Raw genomic sequence first — 25,607 nt, 5'->3', positions numbered from 1 at the left:
ACCCGTCTGCCAGACCGTCCAGAGAACCGACAGAACCCAGTTGCTGAAAAGGACGTGCACCGTGACGATTTCCACCGCAGACCTCCGGGCGCAGGCCCGGGAACATCTACTCCCGCACTTCACAAGGCGGGCTACGTGGCAAGATGCGGCCCTGCCGGTGATCGTACGAGGAGATGGGGCCTACGTCTTTGACGACAGCGGCCGCCGTTACCTGGATGGACTTTCAGGATTGTTCTGCGTCAACATGGGCCACGGCCGGTCGGACATTGTCGCTGCGGCAGCCGCCCAGATGCAGCAGCTGGCCTATTGGACGAACTGGTCCGCCACGCATCCTTCCGCGGTGGAGGCAGCCACCCTGATTTCCGAGCTCGGGCCAGCCGGCCTAGGCACAACGTTCTTTGTGAGCTCCGGTTCGGAGGCCGTGGAATCTGCACTCAAGTTCAGCCGTCAGTATCACCTAAGCCAAGGTGACGGACGCCGAGTGAAATTCATTGCGCGTGACATGGCTTATCACGGAACGACGATGGGGGCGCTCAGCGTAACGGGCATTGAGCGCTTTAAGGATCCCTTCGGCCCGCTCCTTCCGGGTATCCGTCATTTTCCGAACACCCACAATGACAGCCTCGGAGCAGGGGAGTCCGCTGCGCAGCTTCCCAGCCTTCAGGCTCTTCTTCAGATCATCGAGGAGGAGGGCGCAGATACAATCGCGGCCATCATCGCAGAACCCGTGCAGAATGCGGGCGGCGCGCTAGTTCCGCCCGAGGGCTACTGGCAGGAACTACGCAGCATCTGCGACCGAATTGGATGTCTTCTCATTGCCGATGAAGTCATCACGGCTTTCGGCCGAGTGGGCGAATGGTTTGGCAGCACCAGATTTGGCGCGGATCCGGACATCATCACCTTTGCTAAGGGAGTTACCTCGGGATATGCCCCTTTCGGTGGAGTTCTCATCCGTGATGATCTTGTCCGCTCGTTGATGGACTCCCCGATGGCAGGGATGTTTTCCCACGGCACTACATGGGGCGGCCATCCGGTCTCTTCAGCCGTGACCGTTGCGAATCTGACCGCCATGCGGGATGAAGGAATCCTTCGCCACGTACGTGATGAGCAACCGAGGCTGCAGCAGGGACTGACCGAGATTCGCGAAAATCATGCGTGCGTGAAGGCCTGGCGGGGCACTGGCTTCTTCTACGTCGTTGAATTCACCGGCGATCGACACACCGGAAGGGAACTGACTGCACTCGAGGCTGCATCCATAACCCGAGAGGTACTACCCGCTGCCATGAAGAGGGTCAACTTGCTGACCCGTGCGGATGATCGAGGCGGTGCAATGCTCGTGCTCTGCCCACCCCTGGTCGCGGATCAGGCCGTACTGGACGAGCTACTCCTTAGCGTCGAAGCAGTGGTCTCGGCGGTAGAGCACTACCTTGGCTCCTAGACATCAGCTCCTCGCGGTCCATTTCAGGAATCCTCCGTTGAATACAGGAAAGACCGCATGGACGGGCTGATGACCACCGCGGCCGCGGCGGTAGTGGACGTCTGGACAGGCTCGTCGATAGCTGTCGGAGGCTTCGGCCTTTGGGGCGGTGATTCCACACTCGTTAAGGCTCTTCACGATTCCGGCGTTGGGGACTTAAGACTTGTCTCCGACTATTCGGGACTGGTCGGTTGGGTCCTCGACCCACTAATTTCTGACGGCCAAGTCAGGCGGGTCTTGGCCCAAGACGTTGGAGAGAACACCGAGGTCGTCAAAAAATATCTCAGGGGTGAACTCGAGGTCGAGCTTACTTCACGTGACACCTTGGTCCACAGACTTAGGGCCGGCGGGCAGGGAGTCCGCGCATTTTATGCACCAGAGGCTTCTGTCAGACAAACATCGGTAGGCGACCGGCCGTGGAAACACGACACCGCGGGTGGGGTGTCTGTAGTCTCCCCGCGTAAAGACATCCGTAGAATTTGTGGCGCCGCCTACACCCTCGAACGAGGCATCACCACGGATTTTGCCCTCATCAGTGCGTGGAAAGGGGACCGTCACGGCAACCTCATTCACCGTGAATCCGACAGGGAACTCAACCATCTTTTCGCCCTTTCAAGCAGAGTCACGATTGCTGAAGTTGAGGAACTCGTGGAGCCCGAGGACCTTGACCCGGACTCTGTGCACACGCCAGGTACGCTCGTACACCGGCTTACGGTGCGTGGGCCTGACTGATCGATGAAGGCCGTAGCCGCAGCTCAGCTGCACGGTGCGTCACTCCCCAATTTTCGGCTCCTCGACGACAGGGGCCGGCAGTACCCATGGCTCATGCATTTTGGGAATGACTCCATGACAAATGACCGGCTACCGAAGGAAAAACGCAGCGACAATACTGCAAAAGTACCCCCGTTCCGAAAGTGCACCTGCAGCATTTCATTCTGCACAAGCATCAAGGACAGGGCAGTGAGCAAACAAAAACTAATGAGGAGCGTAATGGACTTCAAGCAGGTTGTCGGAGATAGGCGAGCGATCCGCTACTACAAGCCATACCGGCCCGTGGAGAAGCAAAAGATCCAGGTCATCCTGGAAGCAGCCCGACTTCAATGCTCGCAGGCCAACACCCATCAGCTTCGTAAAGCGGTGGTGCTGACGAGGGGCGAAACTCCGGACCACATCTTTGACGGGATCGTCAATGCGCTGCACAACCAAACGATGGCCCAGCTGGCTCCCGTCATCATTGTCTGGGTCGTCGACCTGAGTGCGTGGAACAACATGCGCGATCTCCTCATGGAACTTATTGACGTGGGAGCACTGAACTCAACTCAGGGCTGGACCGAGGAGAAGGTGGACTCGGGAGTCTTGCAAACACCTGAGTTCAACGTCATGAAGGGAGACAGACACTTCGCGGAGTGGCTCAGTGCCATCGAAGTTGGCCTCGGCATCGGAAGTGCAGTCTTGGCGGCCGTCGATCAGGGGCTGGGTTCGTGTCTCGCGTCTGGAGATCGAGATGCGATGAAGCCCATTTTGGGCCTGCCCGACGACGTGACACCCGCTCAGCTCCAACTTGTCGGCTACCCCGCCGAGGACGCCCAGGCCGGCGGTCAGCGTCCACGGGCACCGTTTGAAACGCTGTTCTTCGAGCACACGTGGGGAAACCCTTTGGAGCAAGATGAGGCCACTCTTTCCTACCTTAAGGAAACAGGAATGATCCAGGAACCGGCGCCGGCCTCTTGGCGCAAAGCCGAAGTCGAGGCCCTCAGCAAGATGTTTGATTTCGGTGAGAACACCATGACGAAGGACTAAGCAACTGATGTCCATTGTGTGTTTCGGAGGCGGAATCGGAGCGACGCGACTTTGGCGTTCCCTAGCCGACGGGATCGGCCAGGAGTCACTGACATTGGTCGTAAATACTGCCGATGACCTCTGGCACTACGGCCTGCGTGTGTGTCCCGACATAGACACGGTGATCTATGGTCTCTCCGGCAAACAGGATGTGGAACGCGGGTGGGGCCTGCAGGACGAATCGTTTACTGCGATGTCGTCGCTCGCCGAACTGGGCGAAGACGTATGGTTCAACCTTGGGGACCGCGACCTTGCCACACACCTCATCAGAACCCGCATGCTGGCCGAGGGCAGGTCACTCACAGACGTGACCTCGCACTTGGCCGGGGCGAATGGCGTGACCACGCGGGTTCTGCCGATGTGCGATGAAGAAGTCAGCACAGAAATCCTCGAACAGGGCGGAGACTGGACGTCATTCCAGGAGTTCCATGTCCGGCACCGGGCAGAACCGCTTGTCCGGGAGGTCAGGTACAACGGAATTGAGCTGGCAAAGTCTCCGCCCGCAGTCTTGGAAGCACTTGATTCGGCCTCGTTGGTGATACTGGGGCCAAGCAGCCCAATCGCCAGTATCTTGCCCATCCTTTCGGTTGGTGAGACCCGTGCAGTCATGAGTGATTCGCGCGCTCCCGTGGTCGCCGTGACTCCCATCGTGTCAGGTACACCTTTCATCAATCCTGGAGACGCTCACCGCGCAAAACTACGCGAGCGTCTGATGGCTTCCGTCGGACTTCCTCACACTGCATACGCTGCTGCGTCGCTCTATGCGGGTCTTGCCGACTTCTTCATCGTTGACGAGGTCGACGAGACCGAGGCGCCGAGCATTGAAGGTCTCGGCATGAGGGCAGTGGTGGCCCCCACGTTGACGCACATTAATTCGAGCTCCACTGCTGATCTCGTCAGAGCAGTGACGGAGCTTGCAAGGACATAGGAATTCGTTCAGAACGAACTAGCTGAAAGTACTGGCCCATGAGCACAGCAAACGTACGAGAAGTTCGCCGGGCCCTCACCCGGGCGGAGAAGGGTGCTTCGCTTGATTTGGCGGAGGCTACTGCCCTTCTGGACGCCCGCGATGGGGAGTTGGAAAGGCTTTGCGTGGCCGCGGCTCGGGTTCGCGACGCCGGCCTCCGCGAAGCAGGGCGCCCCAAATCGATCACTTACTCCCCAAAGGTGTTCATCCCGATCACAAGATTGTGCCGGGATCGCTGTCACTATTGCACGTTCGTGGAGACGCCTGACCAGGCAGCCCGGAATGGCCGGGCACCCTACATGTCACCGGACGAGATCGTCAAAGTTGCAAGGGAAGGCGCTCTGGCCGGATGTACAGAGGCACTGTTCACCCTCGGTGACAGGCCAGAGGACCGCTGGCCTGAAGCGAGCACATGGCTCCACGAGCACGGCTATGATTCGACCCTCGATTATGTTCGGGCGATGGCGGTCAGAGTTCTTGAGGAGACTGGGCTGCTGCCCCACTTGAACCCGGGTGTGATGTCATGGGGAGAAATGGGTCGGTTGAAGCCTGTCAGCGCGTCCATGGGCATGATGCTGGAGACCACATCCGAGCGGCTTTACAGGACAAAGGGCGCCGCTCACTTCGGATCACCGGACAAGGACCCGGCGCTGCGTTTGCGTGTTCTGGAGGACGCCGGGCGCTTATCGATTCCGTTTACAACGGGGCTGTTGGTAGGCATCGGTGAAACCACCGAAGAACGGGCCGAGACCATCTTTGCTTTGCGGAAAGTGGCTCGCGAGTATGGTCACATCCAAGAGGTCATTGTTCAGAACTTCAGGGCCAAACCAAAAACAGCGATGCAACTCGTGCCCGATCTCGGCGTCGATGAGTACCTTGCAGTGATAGCAGTCGCGCGGATTGTCCTGGGGCCGAAAATGCGGATTCAAGCCCCACCCAATTTAGTAGATGTCGATCAATGCGCTCGATTGCTGGCCGCCGGAGTCGACGACTGGGGTGGGGTCTCTCCGGTTACACCCGACCACGTAAACCCCGAACGACCATGGCCTTCCCTTGATGTGCTTAGGCAAGTTACGCAACAAGCGGGCTTCACACTTCGTGCCCGTCTGGCCGCGCAACCGGAATATGCTCTGACGGGGGAACCTTGGATCGATCCGAGGGTCTCCAAGCATGTCAGCGCCCTGATGGATCATGAGGGGTTGGTGCACCGGTCAATCACCAGTGGAACCAGACGCCCCATCGGCATGCCCTGGCAGGAGCCCGACTTGGCCTTCGAGGGGTTGGGCCGCACCGATTTGCATGCAACGGTGGACACCGAAGGGCGCCGGGCTGCTGTTCGAAGTGATTTTCAGAATGTCTACGGTGATTGGTCCGCGGTCGGAGAGCACGCGGCCTCTACCTCGTTGCCTAAGTCGCTTCAAGGCGCCCTGACTCGGGTGAGTGGTGACGGTGTTGCTGCGCTGCGGGCCGCTGAAGCTAACCCCGGGCAATTGTCTGACGAGCATGCGTTGACCTTGATGATGGCGGAAGGTGATCTTCTGGCTCAGGTGGTGAAACTGGCCGACGACCTGCGTCGGGAGGTAGTTGGAGAGAACGTTACTTATGTGGTGAACCGGAACATCAACTTCACCAACGTCTGCTACGTGGGGTGCAGATTCTGTGCGTTCGCCCAGCGACGCACCGACCCGGATGCCTACTCATTGTCCCTCGAACAGGTGGCTGACAGGGCAGAAGAAGCCTGGAAGCTCGCGGCAACGGAAGTCTGCATGCAGGGCGGCATCGATCCTCAGCTGCCCGGCACTGCATATTTTGATCTTGCAAGCGCTGTAAAGCGCCGGGTCCCTGGCATGCATGTCCATGCCTTCAGTCCTATGGAGATTGTCAATGGAGCCAGCCGCACGGGGCTCTCCTTCCGAGAGTTCCTCATCCGCGCCAAGGAGGCGGGACTCGATTCCATCCCAGGAACGGCGGCCGAGATTTTGGATGATGATGTCCGGTGGGTATTGACCAAAGGCAAGTTGCCCACAAGCACTTGGATCGAGGTGATAACCACAGCCCACAAGGTAGGGATCCCGTCATCGTCAACCATGATGTACGGTCACGTTGACCACCCCCGGCACTGGGTCCAGCATCTACGCGTGCTCTCCCGGATACAGGATGAAACGGGAGGTTTCACGGAATTCGTCCCGCTCCCGTTTGTTCACAATTCCTCCCCGATTTACCTGGCCGGCATTGCCCGTCCAGGGCCCACCCCCCGCGACAACCTGGCAGTGCATGCCATGGCCAGGATTATGTTGCACGGCCGCATCAACAACATCCAGACGTCGTGGGTGAAGCTTGGAACCACTGGCACGCAGGCGATGCTGAATGCAGGGGCAAACGACGTTGGGGGCACTCTCATGGAGGAGACAATTTCGAGGATGGCCGGTTCCGAGCACGGGTCTGCGAAAACCGTGGAGGAACTTGTTGCCATCGGTGCCGGCATCGGACGTCCGGTGGTCGAACGCACAACCACGTACGGTTCCCGAGCCCCGCTGGCTGGGATTTCCTAGGCACGGAGGGCATCAACCGCGCAGTTCCGCAAAGCGGAAGAGCACCGAGGTACGTGTATTCAGCCTGCCCTAACGCGAGGGGCCTCTGAGCCACAGCGCTTGGGGGCCCTTCAGCAGTTTCGATCAGGGCAAAGTAATGCCGGAAACGCATGCTTACATAGAGGACTGGCCTCTACTGGCCGAGTTCGTACTGCGTGAGCATGGAATCATGGAAGCTCTTGATGACAAGACAGCAGCGGCGAACCGGCCCGTAAAAACCGACCCACGTCGCACTTTGACGCTGCTTGCCCCTGGTCTCGGCGTGGCCGTCGGTGGTGCGGTTGTAGCAATCGGAATCACACTATTAGTGCGGGGGCTTAGTCCGCTTCTCGTCGCAATCGCGATGGGATTGGCGGCCCGCAATCTCGGCCTACTTCCCGAGCGCCTCACCGCAGGACTCACAGTTGCCAGCAGGGTGCCGTTGAGACTCGGCATCGTCGTCCTGGGCCTACAGCTGTCCCTTCAAGACCTCGCCGCACTAGGTTGGGGAATCCCGATCCTGGCCGCTGTGGTGGTCGCCGGAGGCATCTTCGGCACTTTGGGCCTTGGCCGAATCCTCAAGGTTCCCACACGGCAGAGCCTTTTGGTCGCCTGCGGATTCTCTATCTGCGGCGCTGCCGCCGTCGCCGGAGTCCAAGGGGTTGTGGACGCGGATGAGGAAGAAACAGTCACTGCTGTGGCACTCGTAGTCTTGTTCGGCACCCTCATGATTCCAAGCATTCCCCTGCTTGCCGGACTCCTGGGCCTCCCCAGCGATGCCGCCGCAGTATGGGCTGGTGCTTCCATTCATGAGGTGGCCCAAGTGGTCGCTGCGGGAGGAATCATCGGCGGTACAGCGCTGGCTACAGCAGTCACAGTCAAACTCGCCCGTGTCCTCATGCTGGCCCCGACTGTCGCGATTCTGTCCTGGCGTCAGCGTCGGTCCGGAGCCGTAGCCGGGAAGAAGCGTCCACCGATAGTTCCCCTGTTCATGATCGGGTTCATGGTCATGGTCCTGCTCAGGAGCACCCTGCCTGTGTCCACGGACGTACTAGCTGCAGCAACAACCATCCAAAGCTTCCTGCTTGCGACAGCCATGTTCGCGCTGGGTACAAGTGTCCGGTTGAAAACGCTGCTGAAACGCAGTGGTCGGACACTCGCGCTGGCAGGAGGGTCTACGGCCATTGTCTGCGCCTTGGGCTTAGCAGGGGCCCTCATCATTACCTAAGCCGCAATGCGAGTCACCGAAACAGCCATAAGTTATGGCCGCCGGCCCAGATTCGCCTACGAGTCAACCCAAATCCTCTTATACAGAAAGCAACAGAATGATCATCTCAATCCCCAAAGAAGTCAAGAATAACGAGTTCCGTGTAGCTGTAACGGCAGCTGGAGTACATGAGCTCACAGCAAACGGTCACGAAGTCCTCGTTCAAGCAGGTGCCGGTGAAGGATCCGGAATCACCGACCAGGAGTACCTCCTCGCTGGCGCCGAGATCGTCACTGACGTCGACGCCCTGTGGCTTCGAGCAAGCATGGTGCTGAAAGTCAAGGAGCCAGTTGCTTCCGAATACCGTCATTTCCGGCAAGGGCTAACGCTGTTCACCTACTTGCACCTTGCCGCTGAGCCGGCCCTCACTGAAGCCCTTCTGTCTTCCGGTGTCACCGCCATTGCCTATGAAACGGTCCAAGAAGGACGCTTCCTGCCGCTCCTTGCCCCCATGAGCGAAGTCGCTGGAAGGCTTGCCGTTCAGGTCGGCGCCAACTCCCTCATGGCACCGGCAGGCGGCAAAGGTTCCTTGCTCGGTGGTGTGCCGGGGGTTCGGCCGGCCAAAGTAACCGTCCTCGGAGCCGGGGTCGCCGGTACAAACGCCGCCGCAATGGCCATTGGGTTGGGAGCTCATGTAACCATCCTCGACATCAATGTCGCCCGTCTGCGCGAATTGGACGCTCTATACGGCGGCCGACTTCAGACAGTGGCCTCCAACAGCTACGAAATAGAACGCGCCGTCGTTGAATCCGACCTGGTCATCGGATCGGTCCTCGTTCCGGGGGCCAAGGCTCCTAAACTTGTCAGCAACGACTTGGTCTCCCGAATGAAGCCCGGCAGCGTCCTCGTCGACATCGCAGTCGACCAAGGGGGTTGCTTCGAAGACAGCCGGCCAACAACGCACGAATCACCAACATTCTCCGTGCATAACTGCGTTTTCTATTGCGTAGCCAACATGCCTGGGGCTGTCCCGAACACATCTACCTATGCACTAACCAATGTCACCCTTCCTTATGCTCTCGCATTGGCGAACCATGGCGTCCGAGCGGCTTTGCAAAAGAACCCTTCCCTTGCCGCGGGCCTCAACATTGCGGCAGGGAAGGTATGCAACAAGTCGGTAAGTGACGCCCATGGGATGGAACTCGCAACATGGCAGGACCTAGTTCCCGCGTAACGGTACTCGAGGTTCCTTGCTTTGCTAGCCAGGGCAAGGAACCGGGCTTGGAATTAGGAGCACCAGAATGGCATTTCATCTGCAGGCCGAGTGGTTTCCCCTCGTTGGTCAACATGTAGTGATTCGGCGCCAAGGCCAGATAGTGCGTCACGGCACCGTGGACGCCGTAACGCAGGACGACGGTGTGCTGTGGCTGAACTCGGAAGGAACGGCACACCGGCAGCTGTTCGAGAGGTCCGCTGGCTTTGAAGTATGGATCGCCTATCGATGGGAACACGGAAGCGCAAAGGACCTCGACTGGATCGAGAGCTCATGGAATAACGACTGAGTCGCTACGGCGGGGACATGGGAACTTCAGTATCTGGCGCGCTTGGTGGGATGCCGCCTGCAGCACGGTTTCTCAGACTCTGAGTGGGACTTTAGGCTCCAACTGCGCTAGGAACTTATTCGCCGTCGCCTGGTTTGGGTAGTCGGCCGGGTTCTGGATGCATTCCGGGCACCAGTGCCCTGCTGTGAGGATGAGGCGCGGGCTGCCCTGGAAGGAGTGCCCTGCGGCGCACTCCCAAGCGAGGGGCGTTGCTATGTCTCCCGTGGTCATGGAGGTGGAGACCAGGCACCCGCCACGAAAGTCCGCTGCGCCCTTGATGTCCGCGACTGTCCAGGCCGCGGAGTCCTTTGCTTCATCGTAGCCGTGGTCAAGGAACTGGGGTTCCCTGCTGGCTCGGGGCGGCCAGAAAGTGGACCAGTCGCCGATGTTCTCCCATTCTTGCCGGGAACCGAAGTAGGCATTGATCTTGGCGGTGTCGTTGTTTGCAATCATGGCCATCGTTCCGCGGGGCTTCACCGTCAGCGGCTTCATGACCAGATGCTTGATCAGGGGCGCGGGGATTTTGCCTGCGAGCCTCACCCCAGCGGGTGCCGCGGCGATGGCGCGGTTCATCGCATCGCCGAAGGTGTCCTGACGGAAGGGGACGAGAGATTCCAGCACGTCTGAGTCGGTGAACCAGAACCCGTGGAAATTTCCGGTGGCGAACCAGTTGCGGTCATACCATTTGCGGATGTCTTTGACGCCCATGGCCGCACCGATGCTGGTTTGGAGTTCCCAATTGGTAAGGCGCCAGGATTCTCCTCCGCCGATGTTGTAGATGTTCCCCCAGAAATCCTCGGGTACGCCTTCTTCGCAGATATTGGCGAGCAGCCGCGAGGCGTCCTCCACCGAGACCCATTCCAGCACCCCCGCAAAGGGGGAGTGGGTCATAATCGGGTCACGGATTTCGAGCATGCCTGGGTGGAATATGCCGGTCTGGCGAAGCGACACGAAGTTCTTTAGCCCGGAGTCGATCAGTTCCCGTTCAGCGATGACTTTGCTTTGACCGTACTCGTCGTAGTGCGAAACCCTTAAGGGGTCTCCGATCCGTCCCCAATGGTTGGGCGGGTTTCTGTCGCCGCTCTGGGCGACTGTTCCTATCGTGACCAACCGGACAGCGTCGGGATCCGGCTGGCTCTTGACGGCCCTGATGACGTTCCTGGCTCCGCCGACGTTGACAGCGTGCGCCAGTTCAGGGTGGTCGTCGGCGTATGGCGAGACAACGGCTCCTGTGTGCAGGACATAGTCTGCGTCGGCGACGCAAGAAAGCACGGTGGAGTAGTCCGTCACGTCGCCGTAGACGACGTTGAGGTTTTCCATGTCCTCGAACTTGCGGATTACGCCGGTGTCCTTCGGCGTGGGAAGGACAAGTGCGAGGACGTCGAAGCGGTCAGCGCGGCGGGCGAATTCGCGAAGGATGTACTGTCCCCAATGTCCCGTGGCGCCCGTGAGGAAAATCTTCTTTTTGCGCGATTTCATGCAGCACGCTCTCCCGTGCTCACCATGATCAGTTGCTCTAGGGCCTCGTTGGTGATGGGGACGCCGGGAAACTTGACGAATTGATTCATTGGCATGGAATAGACCATCTTCATGCCGTCCCGCATTTCTTCGGCGGCGGCTCGCTCTTCTTCTGTCATTGATGCTGACATTCCCTGGGTGAGGAGGGGGCCGACCACGGGGTGGGTGAACCATTCTCCCACTGTGGAGGTGAGGGCGAGTGGAGTCGGGCGGCTGGAGTCCCCGTGGAGGTGGATCGTGGAACTCGCGGCGATGTCGTTTGCGCTGTAACCCACTTCGATCCCGTACTCGCCCTGTGTGACGGCCCAGCGCTTGCTGTTGATGTCGTAGAAGGCGAAGGATCGGCGGTTCAGTTCAAAGGTAAGGGTCCGGGCCTCGCCGGGTTGGAGGGTAACCTTTCGGAATGCCCGTAGTTCACGCACCGGAGTACGGACGGGGCCCTGTGGCGCCGCAACATAGATCTGGACAACGTCGGCCCCGGCGCAGTTTCCGGCGTTTGTCACCGTTACGTGGACCGTTGCCGTGTCGGCGCCAATAGCGGCAACGTCAAGGCCGGAGTATGTGAATGTCGTGTAGCTAAGACCATGTCCGAACGGGTACCGGGCGGGCACATCGGCTGTTTCGTGGTATCTGTAGCCGACAAGGACGCCTTCACCGTAGCGGACATGCCCGGCTTCGCCGGGGAAGTTGATGAAGGAGGCAGTGTCGTTGAGCCGGAACGGAATGGTCTCGGCAAGCTTGCCGGAGGGGTTGACCCGCCCGGTAAGGACGTCGGCAAGTGCGCCACCACCGGCCTGCCCCAGAGCCCAGCCCTCAACAATGGCGTCGACGCTGTCGTGCCAGGGTTCGAGGGTGACGATCCCGCCGTTGGACAGGACAACAACTGTCCGGTTGCTGACAGGGGCGACGGCCTGAATGAGGGCCACGTGATCCGCCGGCAGGTCCAAGTTGGTGCGGTCGAATCCTTCGGATTCTTCCTTTTCCTCCAGGCCGACGAACACTATGCTGACGTCGGCGCGGCGCGCGAGGTCCACGGCTTCCTCCCGCAGGAGGGCGGTCGCCTCGGTGCCGGTTTCACCGTAACCGGGAGCGTAGTTCACAAGATCCTGGCCCAAGGCGGTGCGGAGCTCTTCCAGGGGGATGTCGACGTGGGTGGCATTGACGTGGGAGCTGCCGCCGCCCTGGTAGCGCGGTTTTTCGGCGAATTCGCCAAGAACTGCTACGGTGGCGCCTTTCTGAAGGGGAAGGGTACTGTTGTCGTTGCGGAGCAAGACGATGGAGCCTGCAGCCGCACGCCGGGCCAAGGCGTGGTGTGCGTCGGCGTCGAAGCCAGCCGTGCCGCCACCTTCCAGAGCTGTGAGGTGCTGCAGCCGTGCGATCCTGGCGGCGCTGGCGTCCACGACTGCGGGATCGAGGTGGCCGTCGGTGACCGCAGTGATGATCTCGGCAGTGGTGGCTCCATCGCCGCCGGGCATCTCGAGGTCCAGGCCGGCCTTGAGGGCCGCAATTCTATTGCTGACGGCTCCCCAGTCGGAGACGACCGCGCCGTTGAAGCCCCATTCGTTGCGCAGCACATCGGTCAGGAGCCACGTGTTTTCCGACGCGTATGTGCCGTTGACGCGGTTGTAGGAGCACATGACGGTGGTCGGGTTGCTGTCGCGGACGACGCGTTCGAAGGCTGGGAAGTAGATTTCCCGAAGGGTTCGTTCGTCGACGTCTGAACTGACGCGCATGCGGTCGGTTTCCTGGTTGTTGGCGGCAAAGTGTTTGACGGACGTTCCGATGCCTTGGCTCTGGACGCCGCGGACCCAGGCGGCGCCGAGTACACCGCTGACGAGGGGATCCTCGGAGAAGTATTCAAAGTTCCGCCCACACAATGGGGAACGCTTGATGTTGATAGCCGGACCCAGGAGGACGTTCACCCCGAGGGCACGTGCTTCACGGCCCAGTGCCTGGCCGATTTCTTCGGCGAGTTCCGGGTCCCAGCTCGAGCCCAGGGCAGTTCCCGGCGGGAAGCAGGTCGCGGGCAGGCTGCCGTGGAGGCCCAGGTTGTCGGCGTCGCCCTTCTGGCGGCGGACGCCGTGTGGGCCGTCGGCGAGGACCATCGAGGGTACTCCGGGTACTTCAGCTGTTGACCAGAAGTCCCGGCCGGACAGAAGCGCCGCCTTTTCCTCCAGTTCGAGGACCGTAACCACTTTCGCGGCGTCGTCTCGGATTTGATCAGTGCTGGTGGCAGGGGCAGTCATGCGGATACCTCGTTTGCGTCGTCAAGAACTTTTTCTATGGCCTCGGTGAACCCGGCCGGGCTCATGGGGATCATGCTCAGCATGTCCCTAATGCTGATGTTTTTGGCCTCGGGATTGTTAGCATCCAGCGGGACTCCGGGGAAGAAGGAGGCAAAGGTTTCAGCGAAGCTTCCCCATGCGTCAGCGTCTTCAGCGAGGACCCCGAAGGTGGTGTCCAGGCTGTAGGCTGCGCGGTCGTTGTAACCCTGGGGAAGCTGGTAGCTCCAGCTGTGAGTCCCCGGACCAATTTCGGCTATCTGACCTTCCGGGTGAAGGGGGAGGATGACCTCAGCCGTGGTTCCGTCGGGGATGGTGACGTCCAAGGTAATGGCCCCGTCCTCGAATAGCTGCCATGAAGTGGCAGCCAGGCCGTAAGGAGTGAGGTGCCGTGCGGCAGCGTTGGTGAGGTCCCCGCCCGGTTGGGGGGCGATACGGATGCGCTTGTAGCCGGGTTCGGCTGGCGCCAGGCCGGCGACGGTGCGGTGCATCCAGTCAGCAACCGCGCCGAGGGCGTAGTGATTGAAGGAAGTCATCCCGCCGGGGTTGATGGTGCCGTCAGGGCGCATCGAATCCCAGCGTTCCCAAATAGTGGTGGCGTCCATTGTCACCGGGTACAGGAAGGATGGGCATTCAGTGTTCAGTAGAAGTTTGTAGGCGTCGTCCAGATGCCCTGTCTGCGTCAGGGCGTCGCACAGGACCGGAGTGCCCACGAAGCCGGTGGAAATGGTGTGCTTGGACTTGGCGACCAGGTTGGCCAGCACCTCCCCGGCGCGTTCCTTCTGGGCAGCGTTGAGAATGTCGAATGTAATGGCCAGGGCGTAGGCGGTAGCGGACCCGTTGACGAGCCGGCCCGAAGGGGCAACATACTCGTCCAGGAATGCCTGCTTAACCTTCTTGGCCAGCCGGGTGAACCTTGTTTCGTCATGCCGGTGCCCGAGGATGGCGGCGGTTTGTGCCATGACCTTGGTGACCTGGCAGAAGTACGCTGCGGCCACGAGGTGTGGTTCGGTCTTGCCCTGTCCGGGGTTCTCCGGCGGGGCGTCTGGGTCGAGCCAGTCCCCGAACTGGAACCCCGCATCCCACAGGCCGTCGGGGTTCAGAAGTCCTTCGACCTGGTCGGTGAAGCTTGACATGGAGGCGTAAGCGTCCGCGAGGATCTGTGTGTCTCCGTAGGCCTGATAGAGGGTCCAAGGCACAAGGACCGCGGCATCGGACCATACGGCGGTGGTCATGGGCGCGGCATGGGTCTGGAAGTCGGGCACGACCATGGGCACGTAGCCTTTGTGCTTCTGCTCCAGCGCGAGGTCGCGCAGCCAGGATCCCAAGACCCCTCGCACGTCATACAGGTACGCCGCAGTGGGGGAAAAGACGTTGATGTCGCCGGTCCATCCGAGGCGCTCGTCGCGTTGGGGGCAGTCGGTGGGAAGGCTGACGAAGTTGCCTCTCATCGACCATACGGTGTTGCTGTGGAGCTGGTTCAGCAGGGGATTAGAAGATTCGAACCAGCCGGTGCGCGTCATGTCGGTGTGAATGACGACAGCGGTGAGTTTGTCCTTGGTCAGCTCTCCGGGGTAGCCCTCGATTTCGGCATAGCGGAAGCCGTGGAAGGTAAAACGTGGTTCCCAGGTTTCCGGCCCACCTCCCCGGAGCGTGTACTGGTCCGTGGCCTTGGCTGTGCGCAGCGCGCGGATGCCGAGTTCACCGTCCTCCAGGACCTCCGCGTGACGCAGCGTGATGGTGGTTCCAGCCTCGCCTTGCACGGTGAGCCGCACCCAGCCGACCAGATTTTGGCCGAAGTCGGCAATGGTCTTCCCTAGGGGGGTAGTAATCAGCCGCTGGGCGGCGAGCTCCTCGATCCGCCGGACCGGTTCCTTTGTTGGCGCCTCCAGGGTATTCAAGTCCCAGTCGAGAACTTCCACCTTCGACCACTTGGAGGCGTCGAAGCCCGGGCTGGACCAACCTTGGTGTTCCCGCCGTGCATCGTAGTGTTCGCCGTCGTAGATGCTGTCGAACAGGACTGGACCGGCAGCGGTCAGGAACTCCTCGTCGGTGGCGATGGTTTCAGCGTCGTCCCCGTAGTCCAGTTCGAGCTGCATGAACAGCCCGGGACGGTCTGCGAAAATGTTCTTCGAGGGGCCGGCTCCCTCCCATCCGAGCCGGCCGCGCGCCCAGCCTTCCCCGACCATTGCGCCCAATGTATTGGCACCGTCGTTGATTAGATCAGTGACGTCGTAGGTGCTGTAGTTCAGGCGGTGACGGTACGTGGTCCAGCCAGGGGCGAGGGCTTCATCACCCACACGGTGTCCGTTGAGATAGGGCTCGACGAAGCCGAGTGCGGTCACGTGAAGGGTGGCACGGGTTACGGGTGTGGCGGTGAAGTCCCGCCGGAACAGGGGCGCTGGCTGTGGATTCGTGGTCGTTTCAGCGACAGTGGCAGGGGCAATGAACCGGGCAGTCCACGGAAGGGAGGGAGTCATGAGGAGTCTTTTCTGGAGGTCTTAGCGGACGGACTTGATGCGGAGCACGGAGAGCCCACCGAGAATGGTCACAGCTCCTGCAATCAGGTAGAGGAGTTCGTAGTTCTTAGAGTTTTCGGTGGCACCTATGACCAAGATCAGCGGTGCAATGAAAGGCGCGAAAGCCTGGGGGACTGAGGTGGCGAAACCGGTGATGCTCATGAACCTGCCGGCATCGGTGTCCCGTTCGGGCAAAACATCAAGGAGAAGAGCCTGGTCAACTGCGGCGAACCCGCCGATTCCAACCGAAGTCAGAAGTGACCCTGCGATCAGCAGCGGCATATCAGGCGCAAAAGCCATCAGAACTGCTCCGGCGGCAAAGACCATAGCTGAACCGAGCACGAACACACGGCGGCGGCGAAGACGGTCGGAGAGGAACCCACCACCGAGTGCGCCGACCGTTGTCGCGAGGATGCCCGCTCCGCCGATGGTAGCGATCAACGGCGCCACGTCAGCAACTCCAACCCCGAGCTTGGAAGCGAAGAAGAACGCGGTGAATGTTGTGTTCAGGGTGAGTCCGAAGTAGAAGAGGAAGCGGCCGGCCCAGTTCCAAGAGTAGTCAGGGTACTGTTTCGGGTTGTAAAGGTACTTCTTGCCAACGGCCTTTAGGCTCAGCTTTTCTGCAAACTGCCGTGACCGGCTGTCGTCTTCATGAACCAGCAGGACGAACAGTGCAACCAGTACAACGCCAACCAGGCCAGGGACGAGGAAGAGAAGCAAGTTCTGCTGGGAGAAACTCCCCGCGATAACGACACCGAAGACCGGCGCGACCTGAGTAGCAAAACCAGTTAGACCAGCAACTTTTCCGCGCTGGGACTCGGGTAGGCGATCAGCTGTTGAAATCTGAAGGTTGCCCAGCACTTGCCCCCACCCCATCTGGGCGAGGATCCATCCAAGCCCAAGGATGAAGATGTTAGGAGAAAGCGCCATGACAAAGAGCGACAGCACGCCAAGAATGGTGCCGCCGATCATCCACGGACGGCGGCGCCCTATCTTGGTCCGGGTGCGGTCGCTTAAGACACCGGCGATGGGCCCGACAAGCATCACTGTGAAGGCGCCTGCGCCGGTGATGTAGCCCAGGTACTCTTCATGGCCCGGGGCCAATGCCTGAACCCGTATCGACAGTGAGATGGCTAATGGCGTGATGAAGGCTACGAAGACGCCAAATTGCGCCAGCACCATAAACCAGATGTACCGGGCGTTAACCTTCGGCAGTTCCTGCTTCGTGGTTTCAGGGCGCTCGTCGGCTACGTCTGTTAGGGAAGAGGCAAGAGGAAATGCGGCAGGCGGAACGGTATTTTTCGACTCGATGTCGCGAGAACTCATGGGGACTCCATTGTCTAAACCTATTTCGTGAAGCACATCACTAGTACGTGCTAGTTGGTTGGGTAAGATCGTAGCAAGCCGTCAATGCGGATGGCAAGAAGTATTTGTAACGATTCAAGGAGTGTGGCGTGGTAACTGCAGTGGGGCGGCGGGTGACGGCAGCCGACGTGGCCCGGGAGGCGGGCGTTTCGCCGGCGACGGTCGGCTTTGTGATGAATCGGACAAGGGGTCAGACCATCTCGGAGGCGACCCGGAAGCGCGTTCTGGCGGCCTCCCAGAAGTTGAACTATAGGCCGCATCACGCAGCGCGGGCGCTTCGAAGCGGGCGGAACAAGATCGTACTGCTGGTTCTGCCGGACTGGCCTCTGGAGCACAGCCTGCGGACTAACCTGGAAGTCCTCACCCATGAGTTGGCCAACCATGGATACACGCTGGTCACCTATACGCCACTTGCCGACAGCACAGCCATACCGCTTTGGGCCATTCTCGAGCCAGCTGTTGTCGTCGGCTACGGGGAGTTTTCAGACGAGGACCTGACAGACATGAAGTCCGTGGGCATCCGCCATATCATTCCCGAGAAGGCGTCCGCGCAGCCGTCCATGGACTTCATATCGGGCCCAAGGCTTCAGGCCCAGCACCTCCTGAAACTGGGTCATACTCGATTGGGTTTCGCCCGCCCCAGCGATCCGCGGCTCGAAGAGTTCGTCGCCGCCCGGCTCCGCCTCGTTCAGCAGGTCTGCGATGAGGCTGGCTTACCCTCGCCCGTCGTTCAGCAGGTCGACTATCGCGATGAATCTGCAGGGGCCGCGGTTGCCTCCTGGGAGGAAGCCGGTATAACCGGGATCGTGGCCTATAACGACGAAACCGCCGCGGACGTCATCTCAGCAGCCTCCCGGCAGGGCCTGGGCGTTCCGAAAGACCTGTCCGTCGTCGGCCACGATGACTCGCCGCTGGCCGCACGCTACCTTCCGTCAATGTCCAGCGTTAGCGTCGATATGGAAAGCCTGGGCATGTATACCGCTGGCATCGTCTTGCACCACGCTGAAGGGCACGATCTTCCGGACGCCCCTACGGGCACGACAAGCATCATAAGGCGGGAGTCCACCGCCCCCCCAAGAATGCATTAGGTGGCCCTTGAAATCGGCGTGGCCCAATCCCTCCTCAGCCCGCTCTGTTCTGCCGGCTGAGGGGGCTGGGTGCCTGAGATGGCCATAGCTGGCCGGCTGGCGCGTCCGGTCTTGGTGGACGTGCGGTGAATGGGGTCCGCTTCTCGATGCCAAGGGTAACAGAAGACGGCAGTCCTGCGGCGTGGGATGTGAAGGCTGAACGGTTTCCTTCCCCGGGCCTATTTCGCGGTTCTGTCGATCAACTTCAACCTCGGTATTTGCATCCACCCGGGGACGTAGTCTCTGGTAGCGATGGTTGAATCGATTCGTTTTTCTATTGCTTAACGGGTTTCGACTTTGCTAGCCTCGTGCTCACCGCAACTAGATCGTACTAGCGGAAGCGGTCAGAAGTAGTATTTGGACGTTGTGTCCACAAGCTGTCCGCGTGCGCACGTCTACCACCGCCGGCACTCACTCCAAATCGAAAGCTAGGCGACGGACCCCGAATTCCTGGGTACCACCCGAGGAAAAGCTACTGACAAAGGAGGCCGATGGTGGCTGCAGGATCGTGCCCGGACGCCGCATACGGGCATCGACGGGATGAAGGGTACTTCACTGGTCCTTCGATGGTGAGCGCTGGCAAGACTAAAATCTTTGAGGAGAACATTGTCGGCCGCCACGGAGCTATCCCGGTGCGTAGATACCTGCCGACAACGCCCATGCCTGGTGTGGAGCCGCTGGTGTGGCTGCACGGAGGAGCGTTTTCACACGGCGACCTGGACCAGCTGGAGTCGCACGCACCTGCGCTGGTAATTGCTGCTGGAGGTCGGCCCGTTGTCACCGTGAACTCTCGTTGCGTGCCACCGTGGAGCTGGCTTCGAAAACCGAGGCCCGGACTACTTGATGGAATTCGCTTCCCAGAGCCCCTCGATGACGTGATTGACGCGTTCGAACACGTCCGCAAGCAGACGCCCGATGGGCGAGTCAGTCTAGGCGGTGCCAGCGCGGGGGCCTGCCTGGCAGCAGCTGCCGCCCTCCGTATGCATCGCGAGGGTTGTCAGACGCTTGTCCGGCTCGTGTTGGCATACGGCACTTTCCACGCGGCTCTCCCGCCGATATCGTGTGAACTACGCGCCAGGATCCGTGGACGCCACGGAATTGTGCAATTCCGGCCACAGACGGTGGAAAGAATGAACCGCAACTACGCCGGTTCCTTGCATGAGATGAGTAACTCGTTCGCATTCCCGGGCGGGCACGACCTGACCGGGCTGCCTCCAACATTGCTCGTGGACGCCGATCGCGATTCCCTCCGTGCGTCAGGTACCGAGTTCGCTCGGGACCTGACACGCGCCGGAGTCCCCGTCGACTATGAAGCGATCGACAATGCCACCCACGGGTTTCTGGACCGTCCCGGAACGAAACATTTTGACGCCGGTTTGGCCGCTATGCTCCGCTGGCTGGACGGCTCACCCGGAGCACCAACTACACAAGCACTCCCTATTAGCAGGGGAATTGCTCGACGAAGGAAAATGGCTCAATGACACCCGCGCACGACGAGCCCGGAAGGCGGGAGATTTGCATGCCGTCACAAAACACTAGCGGCGCAGATACCGTGGCTCAGACCCTGCAATCGCGTACGTCGTTGCGGGGACGACTTTTGAAGGCAGTCCTTCGGCGGAACAAGAACACCAGCCCCATTGCTGCGACGGTAGCGGCAATGGGTGCCCAGGAAGTAGACGGCCGTCCTGATCCAAACCCTCCTAGATACCTCCTACATGGCATCAGCATCGAGCGCTTGCTGATAGCCGAGACCGTCGTCTTTCGGCTTCGGTCCCGGCGAAAGCAGGCCAGACGTGCTGTGCTTTTCCTTCACGGCGGAGGTTATATCGAAGATCTCTCCACTGGGACCTGGGCACTAAGCGCTCAATTCGTCCGGGATACAGATGCCGAAGTATGGATCCCGGCATATCGTTTGGCGCCGCGGCAAACGGCACAAGCAACAGTCCAGATTGCGGCAAACGTCTACCGTTCCTTGGTTGAAGAATGGCCGGCCGGCTCAGTCACTGTCAGCGGAGACTCCGCCGGCGGCGGACTGGCCTTGGCCCTGACTCAGGCTGCTTTGGCAGCTGGCGATCCTGCACCCGGCTTGCTCGGTCTCTTCGCACCGTGGGTCGACCTCACCATGACCATTCCTGCGGAGGCAACCGACGATGATCCGCTCCTCGACTACGGACGCCTAGTTGAAGCGGCGAGAGCCTATGCCGGCCCGCTACCGCTGAACGACCCGCGAGCGAGCCCAATTTTTGGACGGTTGGAAGGACTGCCTCCGACTTGGGTTATCGTCGGCGACGATGATCTCCTCGTGCACCAGAATAGGTGCCTTCGCGACAAGCTGATGGCTGCAGGAGTGCCGGTTACGTATATCGAGGATCATGACATGATGCACGTGCACGTCATGATGCCAGTACCTGAAGGGCGCCGTTCCCTGTCTCGTTTCAAAACTCGTGTCGGCAGGCTCAACGCCTGACGACGAATTTCCGGAAGTCCCGCAGCGGCTTCTAGAACAGGGGTGGCAAGGAGACAGCGACAGGCCAAGAAAGTCTGCTCCCTGGATCGGTTGCTCGCGGTGGGCTCAGGCGAAGCGTTTACGAACACGGCTTTGCTGACAGCTGGCTTCACCGGCACAAGCTGGTTAGCCGCCGGCTCATGAATAAGACGATCCGCCAGCCCGGCTTATCGATGGGACCGGCGGCCTGCTGGAAACTTCCGGTAATTCTCCTGGGAACGAAGAAATCATGGCCGCGCCGGCAAACTCGTCCATCCTGTCGATGCTCAGACTGGGAAGAGACCTCAGCGGCGGGCCGGAAACAGCCTCTTCTGCAAGTGGTCCCCTAGCCATTCTCGAACGCCGATAATGAACCCTATGTAGACCTCAAGCTTTCACCATTCCCTGCTGCGCCCACCAATGACCCATCCCGGCCTCCACGGATGGCCAACGTAGCGGATCTGGGAAAGCACTATCTATTTGGCATCACCGCCCGCGCACGTCTTCTTACACACGTCTTCTTACACATATATGGCAATGGGTATGACCTTGAAGGATGGCCCCTCGACGCGAGCCGAAAGGTTGGGGTCAAAAGCGATCTGGTTCTCTACCTCTGCCTTTTGGATACCAGCCTCAAGCTGTTCCTTCACCTTCCCGACGACCATATCGATGCTCTCGGGCGGAATCGCGCTGAGGATCTTGTTGCGCTCCAGGGTAGGACGATCGTTTTCTATCACCGCAGCGACTTTTCCAAGTACGGTGAACCGGCCATCAAGAATCCGATCAGTGTCTTCAACTGTGAAGTACGACCTGTCACACATCGTTATTGCCGTTATCGATGCCTCACCTGCACCGAGCAGCCCAAAGAATTCCTGTGTGCCGTCACTGCGAAAGTCGGTCCTTACAGCTCGGGTGACAGCTTCGGCAAACTCAGTCTGCATTTGGACTCGTTGGCTGGTCTTTTCGAAGTAAGCCCGCTGCAACTCGAAATTGCCCCAGTCTTCAAACCCGGCCAGCGCCTTTTGCTTTACCTGATACCGAACGATGGCCGAAACGAGCTCCGGTGTGAGGACATCCAGAAAAACTGACATCTGGTCCGGCGCGAACTCCGTAGTGAACTCCACCAACTCGCCGACCTTGAGATCCCGGGCATCCGACAGGGACGTAATCGTTCGTAGAAGGTTGAAGCTGCGAAGAGACTCCCGGACGACGTGTAAGTAGTAGGCCTGAGTGTACTCCCACACCGATGTGCGTTTCTCCGACGTTGTCTGTTTCGCCGCTGAGTCGGCCGCAGCTGCAATTTTTCCGGCTACCTCGGCGCCGGAACCGAACCAACCGACCTTTCCCTTAACTTCAGCGCTGCCTTCGCCCTTGACCGTGTTGGCCTGTTCATGTGCACCGACCCCCTCTACGGTGTCCGCCTTGACGAGGGGTTGCCGGTAGAGCTGCTGGAGAATTCCGCTTATATGATCAGCGTTCTGATAGATCGTGATTGTTGGCGTCGGGGGTACCGCACCCTCGGCGCCTTGCGGACTTGTTTTGGCCATGGCTTCATCCCCCGACGTTGTTATTTGCGACAGCATTGTCCTGCTTACCGGCGAAGTGTATTCTATGACGCCCAGGCGAAGAATGCTTGCCAGGAAGGCCTGCCGGCTGCCCGATGGCTCGAGAATTGAGTCCTTGGGGCTGCAAATTACCGTCGTGTACATGGTGCCAAAGCCCATTGCTGCCTCACTCGCGGTAGGCGGTCTCTTAGTCAGTCTTGTCTTTCCATCTGAGGCCACAAGCTTTGAACGACGATAACGGACGTTCCGTCAAACCGCGGGAACGTCCGCTCGATGGCGCCGGGCGGCGATCTGGCCGGCGGCGTGACCAATCTGATTGGGGCTGTGGCGTGGGTACTGGCTGCCTTAGACGTTTCTGCTCGTGTTGCGGTTGGGGGCCTCGGTTGAGCCAGCCAAGCCTCCGACCTGCTGGCTGGCGTTGTTCTGCTCCGGAGTGCAGATCATGCGACTCGTCCGGAGGCGTTCGCGGGCATGGAGATGTCGTCCTGAATGTGGTCGCCAGCGGGCAGCCGCGGTTGCTTTCCGGGCTTTGTCGTCCTTTAACCAACCCCCGTCCTGCCATCCGGGCACGGGCGGGCTGCAAACACTGGGAATCTGATGGCGCGCGTCCGGGCCTACGACGTTTGATGTGAACCAGTATGCCTATGATGCACGGCAGCCTGACCGAACCGGGAAACTCAGCCACATCTTGTCAACGAAAAAGCAGATGTCGGATATCTGCCACGCTGAGTTTGACGGCGGAAGTTGCAGGCAGAGGATTTCTCGCCCGGTTTGCCGCCTGGTTTACGGGCCATTGGGATTTAGGGCATGTCCAGTTGCGTCCTGTAAGCGGTAACTCGGTTTGTGTTCCAGCCGGCGATGATGCCTGCCCCGAGCATCTGGTCGCTAAGCCTCGCGAAGCGGTAGCTGGGGTCTGTGTCGAGGGCGAGCTGCATGAATTGGTGTGCTTTGGACCCTCTGCCTTCCCACCAATTAATGTAGCCAATGGTCGTGAGGATAGGAGCTGCGTTCTCAGGGCTAGTCCGTGTGTAGGCATGGAGGAGTAGCTGTTGGGCCCATTCAAAACGAGACCATTTTGGTGCGCTCCGGGTTTGTGCGAAGAGGACGTGCTGTGGCAGTTCGTCTATGCCTGGAATGTCCGCCATGAGTTGGTCGCGGATGTGGGGGATCTGGAAGTAAGCGATCAGTGTCAGGGTGTCTTCATCGGCGGGGTATTCCTTGGCGTCCAGTAGATCGGTCCAGAGCCGGTGGGCGTGTTCGAGGGCTTCTTCTGGGTGCATGGCTCCAATGGTTGTCAGTTGTTCATTTACCGCCATTGCGTCGTCGCCTTGGTGACTTCGTCGCGGCAAAGTGATCTGATTGGTGGCTGCGATGGTGCTGCCGCGGTAGATGAACTCGGCGTTCACGTGGCTGTACTCGGTGGTGCTGAGGGGCAGAGTGATGTTTTGGCCGGGTTCGCTGTCGTAAGGGGAGTACGTGTCGTTCCCGACGAAGATACCGTCGCGAATAGTGATGTTGTTTTCTGCGAGGACCCCGGTGAGGGCTGCGATGGTTGCGGCGTGCGGTTTCGGTTGCCCAGGCTCTGTTGTGGCTGAGGTGTAGAGGGCGAAGACAATGTTGGAGGCGTTGGCGTCGTTGGTTAGGTAGCTGGCGACGGTGCGGGCGAAGAGGCGTTCATGGCCTGGTTCACGGGGGAGGTCGATGCGCAGAGTTGCTCCGACGTTGTTGCGGTTCAGGGTGATGCAGACCAGGCTTTCCTGGGGCCAGAAGCCGAGGGTATGGCCGATAAAGCTGAGGAGATCTGCTGGGTCCCTGATGGATAACGCGTTCATGTCTACGATCTCCTCGTGGTTCGAGTGTCTTTTGTTTGCTGTTGTTGACTGGCCCGGCATCCCGGGACTGTCAGTCATCCATGGGTACTTGATGGACCGGCCCCATGACCGTCAACTAGCGGTTTCAAGGGATAGCGATTCAAGAGGAACCAAAGCGCACGATGGGAAGATGCTTGAGCCTTCCGTCGCACCTGCCGCTCGCACACCCGGCGTCTTAGGGAGTGGCGTGGCTTCGGTGTATTCGGATTGTGCGAAAGAGTCCGGTGTGGTGTTAGGCAATGCTGTGGCTTACGCCAAAATCCTTGTGGTCAGGCTGAAATCGGGGGAGAGAAGGGATCGAACATATGCGCCGTTATCGGCATCTTTGTTTCGACATTCCTGAGGATCGCTTCATCGGGTGGCACTTAGGAGCAGTTGTTGCCTCGGTTCGGTGACCGCCGACTTGATCTGGTCGGGTTCGAGACTCGTACCGTTGGGCGTGATCCACGGATCGAAGGACGGGGCAAGTTCCACTACATAGTGCGGCCAGGGGCGGGGATCGGCTCTCGCCCGAATCCTAACGACAAACGAAGGATCGGGGACCCGTTTGCCAGCCATGAGTCACTTCCACCCAGAAAGCCACACTTGTCCCTTTCTATTGCGACATGCAGCGGCGCAGCCATGGGGAGCTGAACGATGTAAAGGCGGCCCCAGCCGCTAACCGGACGGTGGTGGACGCGGCCGTGGATGTCCATTGCCATCGATAAGATCGAACATATGACTGACGCCAGAGACCTCGCTCTTCCCGACGGTTACACCGACCTTCTCGGTGACCTCAAGTCCCGGGTCAGGGCGGCCCGCCTACAGGCCCTGCGCGCCGTGAACACCCACCTCAGCGGGCTGTACTGGTCCATCGGAAATTCCGTCCGTGCACAGCGGCAGAATCAGGGGTGGGGGAGTCAGGTCATCAAGCGTCCGTCCGATGACCTCCGCGCAGAGTTCCCTGGCATGAAGGGGCTCTCAGCCCGCAACATCCAAAACACGACGACATTCGCCGGAATCTGGTCCAATGGAACGATTGTGCAGCAGCCTGCTGCACAATTGCCTTGGGGACACATCATGGTCCTCGTCGACAAAAAGCTCGAACCCGTCGCCACAGGCTCGAACGCGGCAGCCGTCGTCGCAGCACTGGAATGGGCCGATCAAGATGCCCACTTGAATGGGAATAGCTAGACGTGACGAAGCAATTGGGAGCCGTCGATTGGCAGTCGCGG

Annotated in this window: 18 protein-coding genes; 12 read left to right on the top strand and 6 right to left on the bottom strand. The window is 59.9% G+C overall.

All coding sequences use genetic code 11. From position 1 onward, the window contains the following. Window positions 1-61: 61 nt before the first annotated feature. From J3A64_RS08875 to J3A64_RS08840, 8 genes are all read left to right on the top strand, one after another. Entirely contained in the window at window positions 62-1,438 is a 1,377-nt protein-coding gene (locus tag J3A64_RS08875) for an aminotransferase class III-fold pyridoxal phosphate-dependent enzyme (protein WP_307807180.1), read from the top strand. 57 nt (window positions 1,439-1,495) lie between these two features. Next, window positions 1,496-2,209: a CoA transferase subunit A gene (locus tag J3A64_RS08870; protein WP_210064123.1), complete on the top strand. Its 714-nt coding sequence runs from the start codon at window positions 1,496-1,498 to the stop codon at window positions 2,207-2,209. A gap of 258 nt (window positions 2,210-2,467) precedes the next feature. After that, window positions 2,468-3,277, top strand: a complete 810-nt coding sequence (locus J3A64_RS08865; RefSeq protein ID WP_210064122.1) for a nitroreductase family protein — start codon at window positions 2,468-2,470, stop codon at window positions 3,275-3,277. 7 nt (window positions 3,278-3,284) lie between these two features. Next, window positions 3,285-4,244, top strand: coding sequence for a 2-phospho-L-lactate transferase (cofD, locus tag J3A64_RS08860; RefSeq protein WP_210064121.1), 960 nt, complete (start codon window positions 3,285-3,287; stop codon window positions 4,242-4,244). 38 nt (window positions 4,245-4,282) lie between these two features. Continuing rightward, window positions 4,283-6,835, top strand: a complete 2,553-nt coding sequence (locus tag J3A64_RS08855; RefSeq protein ID WP_210064120.1) for a bifunctional FO biosynthesis protein CofGH — start codon at window positions 4,283-4,285, stop codon at window positions 6,833-6,835. Between the two features lie 136 nt (window positions 6,836-6,971). Further along, window positions 6,972-8,081, top strand: a complete 1,110-nt coding sequence (locus tag J3A64_RS08850) for a YeiH family protein (RefSeq protein WP_286176238.1) — start codon at window positions 6,972-6,974, stop codon at window positions 8,079-8,081. A gap of 97 nt (window positions 8,082-8,178) precedes the next feature. After that, complete coding sequence (gene ald / locus J3A64_RS08845) at window positions 8,179-9,294, top strand: alanine dehydrogenase (RefSeq protein WP_210064119.1); 1,116 nt, start codon at window positions 8,179-8,181, stop codon at window positions 9,292-9,294. A 67-nt stretch (window positions 9,295-9,361) separates the two neighbouring features. Next, window positions 9,362-9,622 carry a hypothetical protein gene (locus tag J3A64_RS08840; protein WP_210064118.1) on the top strand — a complete coding sequence of 87 codons (261 nt, stop codon included), beginning with the start codon at window positions 9,362-9,364 and terminating at the stop codon, window positions 9,620-9,622. A gap of 72 nt (window positions 9,623-9,694) precedes the next feature. Here the strand turns inward: J3A64_RS08840 and J3A64_RS08835 are convergent, their stop codons facing one another. Genes J3A64_RS08835 through J3A64_RS08820 form a run of 4 tightly spaced genes read right to left on the bottom strand, consistent with a single transcriptional unit; the run spans window position 9,695 to window position 17,306 of the window. Then, window positions 9,695-11,140: an NAD(P)-dependent oxidoreductase gene (locus tag J3A64_RS08835; RefSeq protein ID WP_210064117.1), complete on the bottom strand. Its 1,446-nt coding sequence runs from the start codon at window positions 11,138-11,140 to the stop codon at window positions 9,695-9,697. After that, window positions 11,137-13,425, bottom strand: a complete 2,289-nt coding sequence (locus J3A64_RS08830; protein WP_210064116.1) for a glycoside hydrolase family 3 C-terminal domain-containing protein — start codon at window positions 13,423-13,425, stop codon at window positions 11,137-11,139. The genes J3A64_RS08835 and J3A64_RS08830 overlap by 4 nt, the downstream gene beginning before the upstream one ends. Beyond that, a complete protein-coding gene (locus tag J3A64_RS08825) occupies window positions 13,422-15,941 on the bottom strand; it encodes a glycoside hydrolase family 78 protein (protein ID WP_210064115.1) in 2,520 nt (839 codons plus the stop codon). The genes J3A64_RS08830 and J3A64_RS08825 overlap by 4 nt, the downstream gene beginning before the upstream one ends. 21 nt (window positions 15,942-15,962) lie before the next feature. Then, window positions 15,963-17,306 (bottom strand): MFS transporter, encoded by a 1,344-nt coding sequence (locus J3A64_RS08820; RefSeq protein ID WP_210064114.1) that lies wholly within the window; start codon window positions 17,304-17,306, stop codon window positions 15,963-15,965. Between the two features lie 128 nt (window positions 17,307-17,434). On the opposite strand from J3A64_RS08820, the gene J3A64_RS23950 reads away from it, so the two are divergent. From J3A64_RS23950 to J3A64_RS08805, 3 genes are all read left to right on the top strand, one after another. Then, on the top strand, window positions 17,435-18,433 hold the full coding sequence (locus J3A64_RS23950) for a LacI family DNA-binding transcriptional regulator (RefSeq protein ID WP_210064113.1): 999 nt from the start codon (window positions 17,435-17,437) through the stop codon (window positions 18,431-18,433). A gap of 530 nt (window positions 18,434-18,963) precedes the next feature. Next, window positions 18,964-19,953 (top strand): alpha/beta hydrolase fold domain-containing protein, encoded by a 990-nt coding sequence (locus J3A64_RS08810; RefSeq protein ID WP_307807179.1) that lies wholly within the window; start codon window positions 18,964-18,966, stop codon window positions 19,951-19,953. A 38-nt stretch (window positions 19,954-19,991) separates the two neighbouring features. Beyond that, window positions 19,992-20,939 carry an alpha/beta hydrolase fold domain-containing protein gene (locus J3A64_RS08805; protein ID WP_210064112.1) on the top strand — a complete coding sequence of 316 codons (948 nt, stop codon included), beginning with the start codon at window positions 19,992-19,994 and terminating at the stop codon, window positions 20,937-20,939. Window positions 20,940-21,478: 539 nt separating this feature from the next. Here J3A64_RS08805 and J3A64_RS08800 read toward each other — a convergent pair. Together J3A64_RS08800 and J3A64_RS08795 are read right to left on the bottom strand one after the other, a co-directional pair. After that, window positions 21,479-22,681 (bottom strand): hypothetical protein, encoded by a 1,203-nt coding sequence (locus J3A64_RS08800; RefSeq protein WP_210064111.1) that lies wholly within the window; start codon window positions 22,679-22,681, stop codon window positions 21,479-21,481. A 641-nt stretch (window positions 22,682-23,322) separates the two neighbouring features. Next, entirely contained in the window at window positions 23,323-24,354 is a 1,032-nt protein-coding gene (locus J3A64_RS08795; protein ID WP_210064110.1) for a DUF4192 domain-containing protein, read from the bottom strand. Window positions 24,355-25,110: 756 nt separating this feature from the next. Here J3A64_RS08795 and J3A64_RS08790 point away from each other — a divergent pair. Further along, window positions 25,111-25,566 carry a DUF1016 N-terminal domain-containing protein gene (locus J3A64_RS08790; protein ID WP_210064109.1) on the top strand — a complete coding sequence of 152 codons (456 nt, stop codon included), beginning with the start codon at window positions 25,111-25,113 and terminating at the stop codon, window positions 25,564-25,566. The last annotated feature ends 41 nt before the right edge of the window (window positions 25,567-25,607 follow it).

The sequence above is a fragment of the Pseudarthrobacter sp. PvP004 genome (assembly GCF_017876035.1).
Taxonomy (GTDB): domain Bacteria; phylum Actinomycetota; class Actinomycetes; order Actinomycetales; family Micrococcaceae; genus Arthrobacter; species Arthrobacter aurescens_A.
The sequence above is the reverse complement of the archived record's forward strand: the minus strand, read 5'-3'. Positions and strand labels throughout refer to the sequence as shown.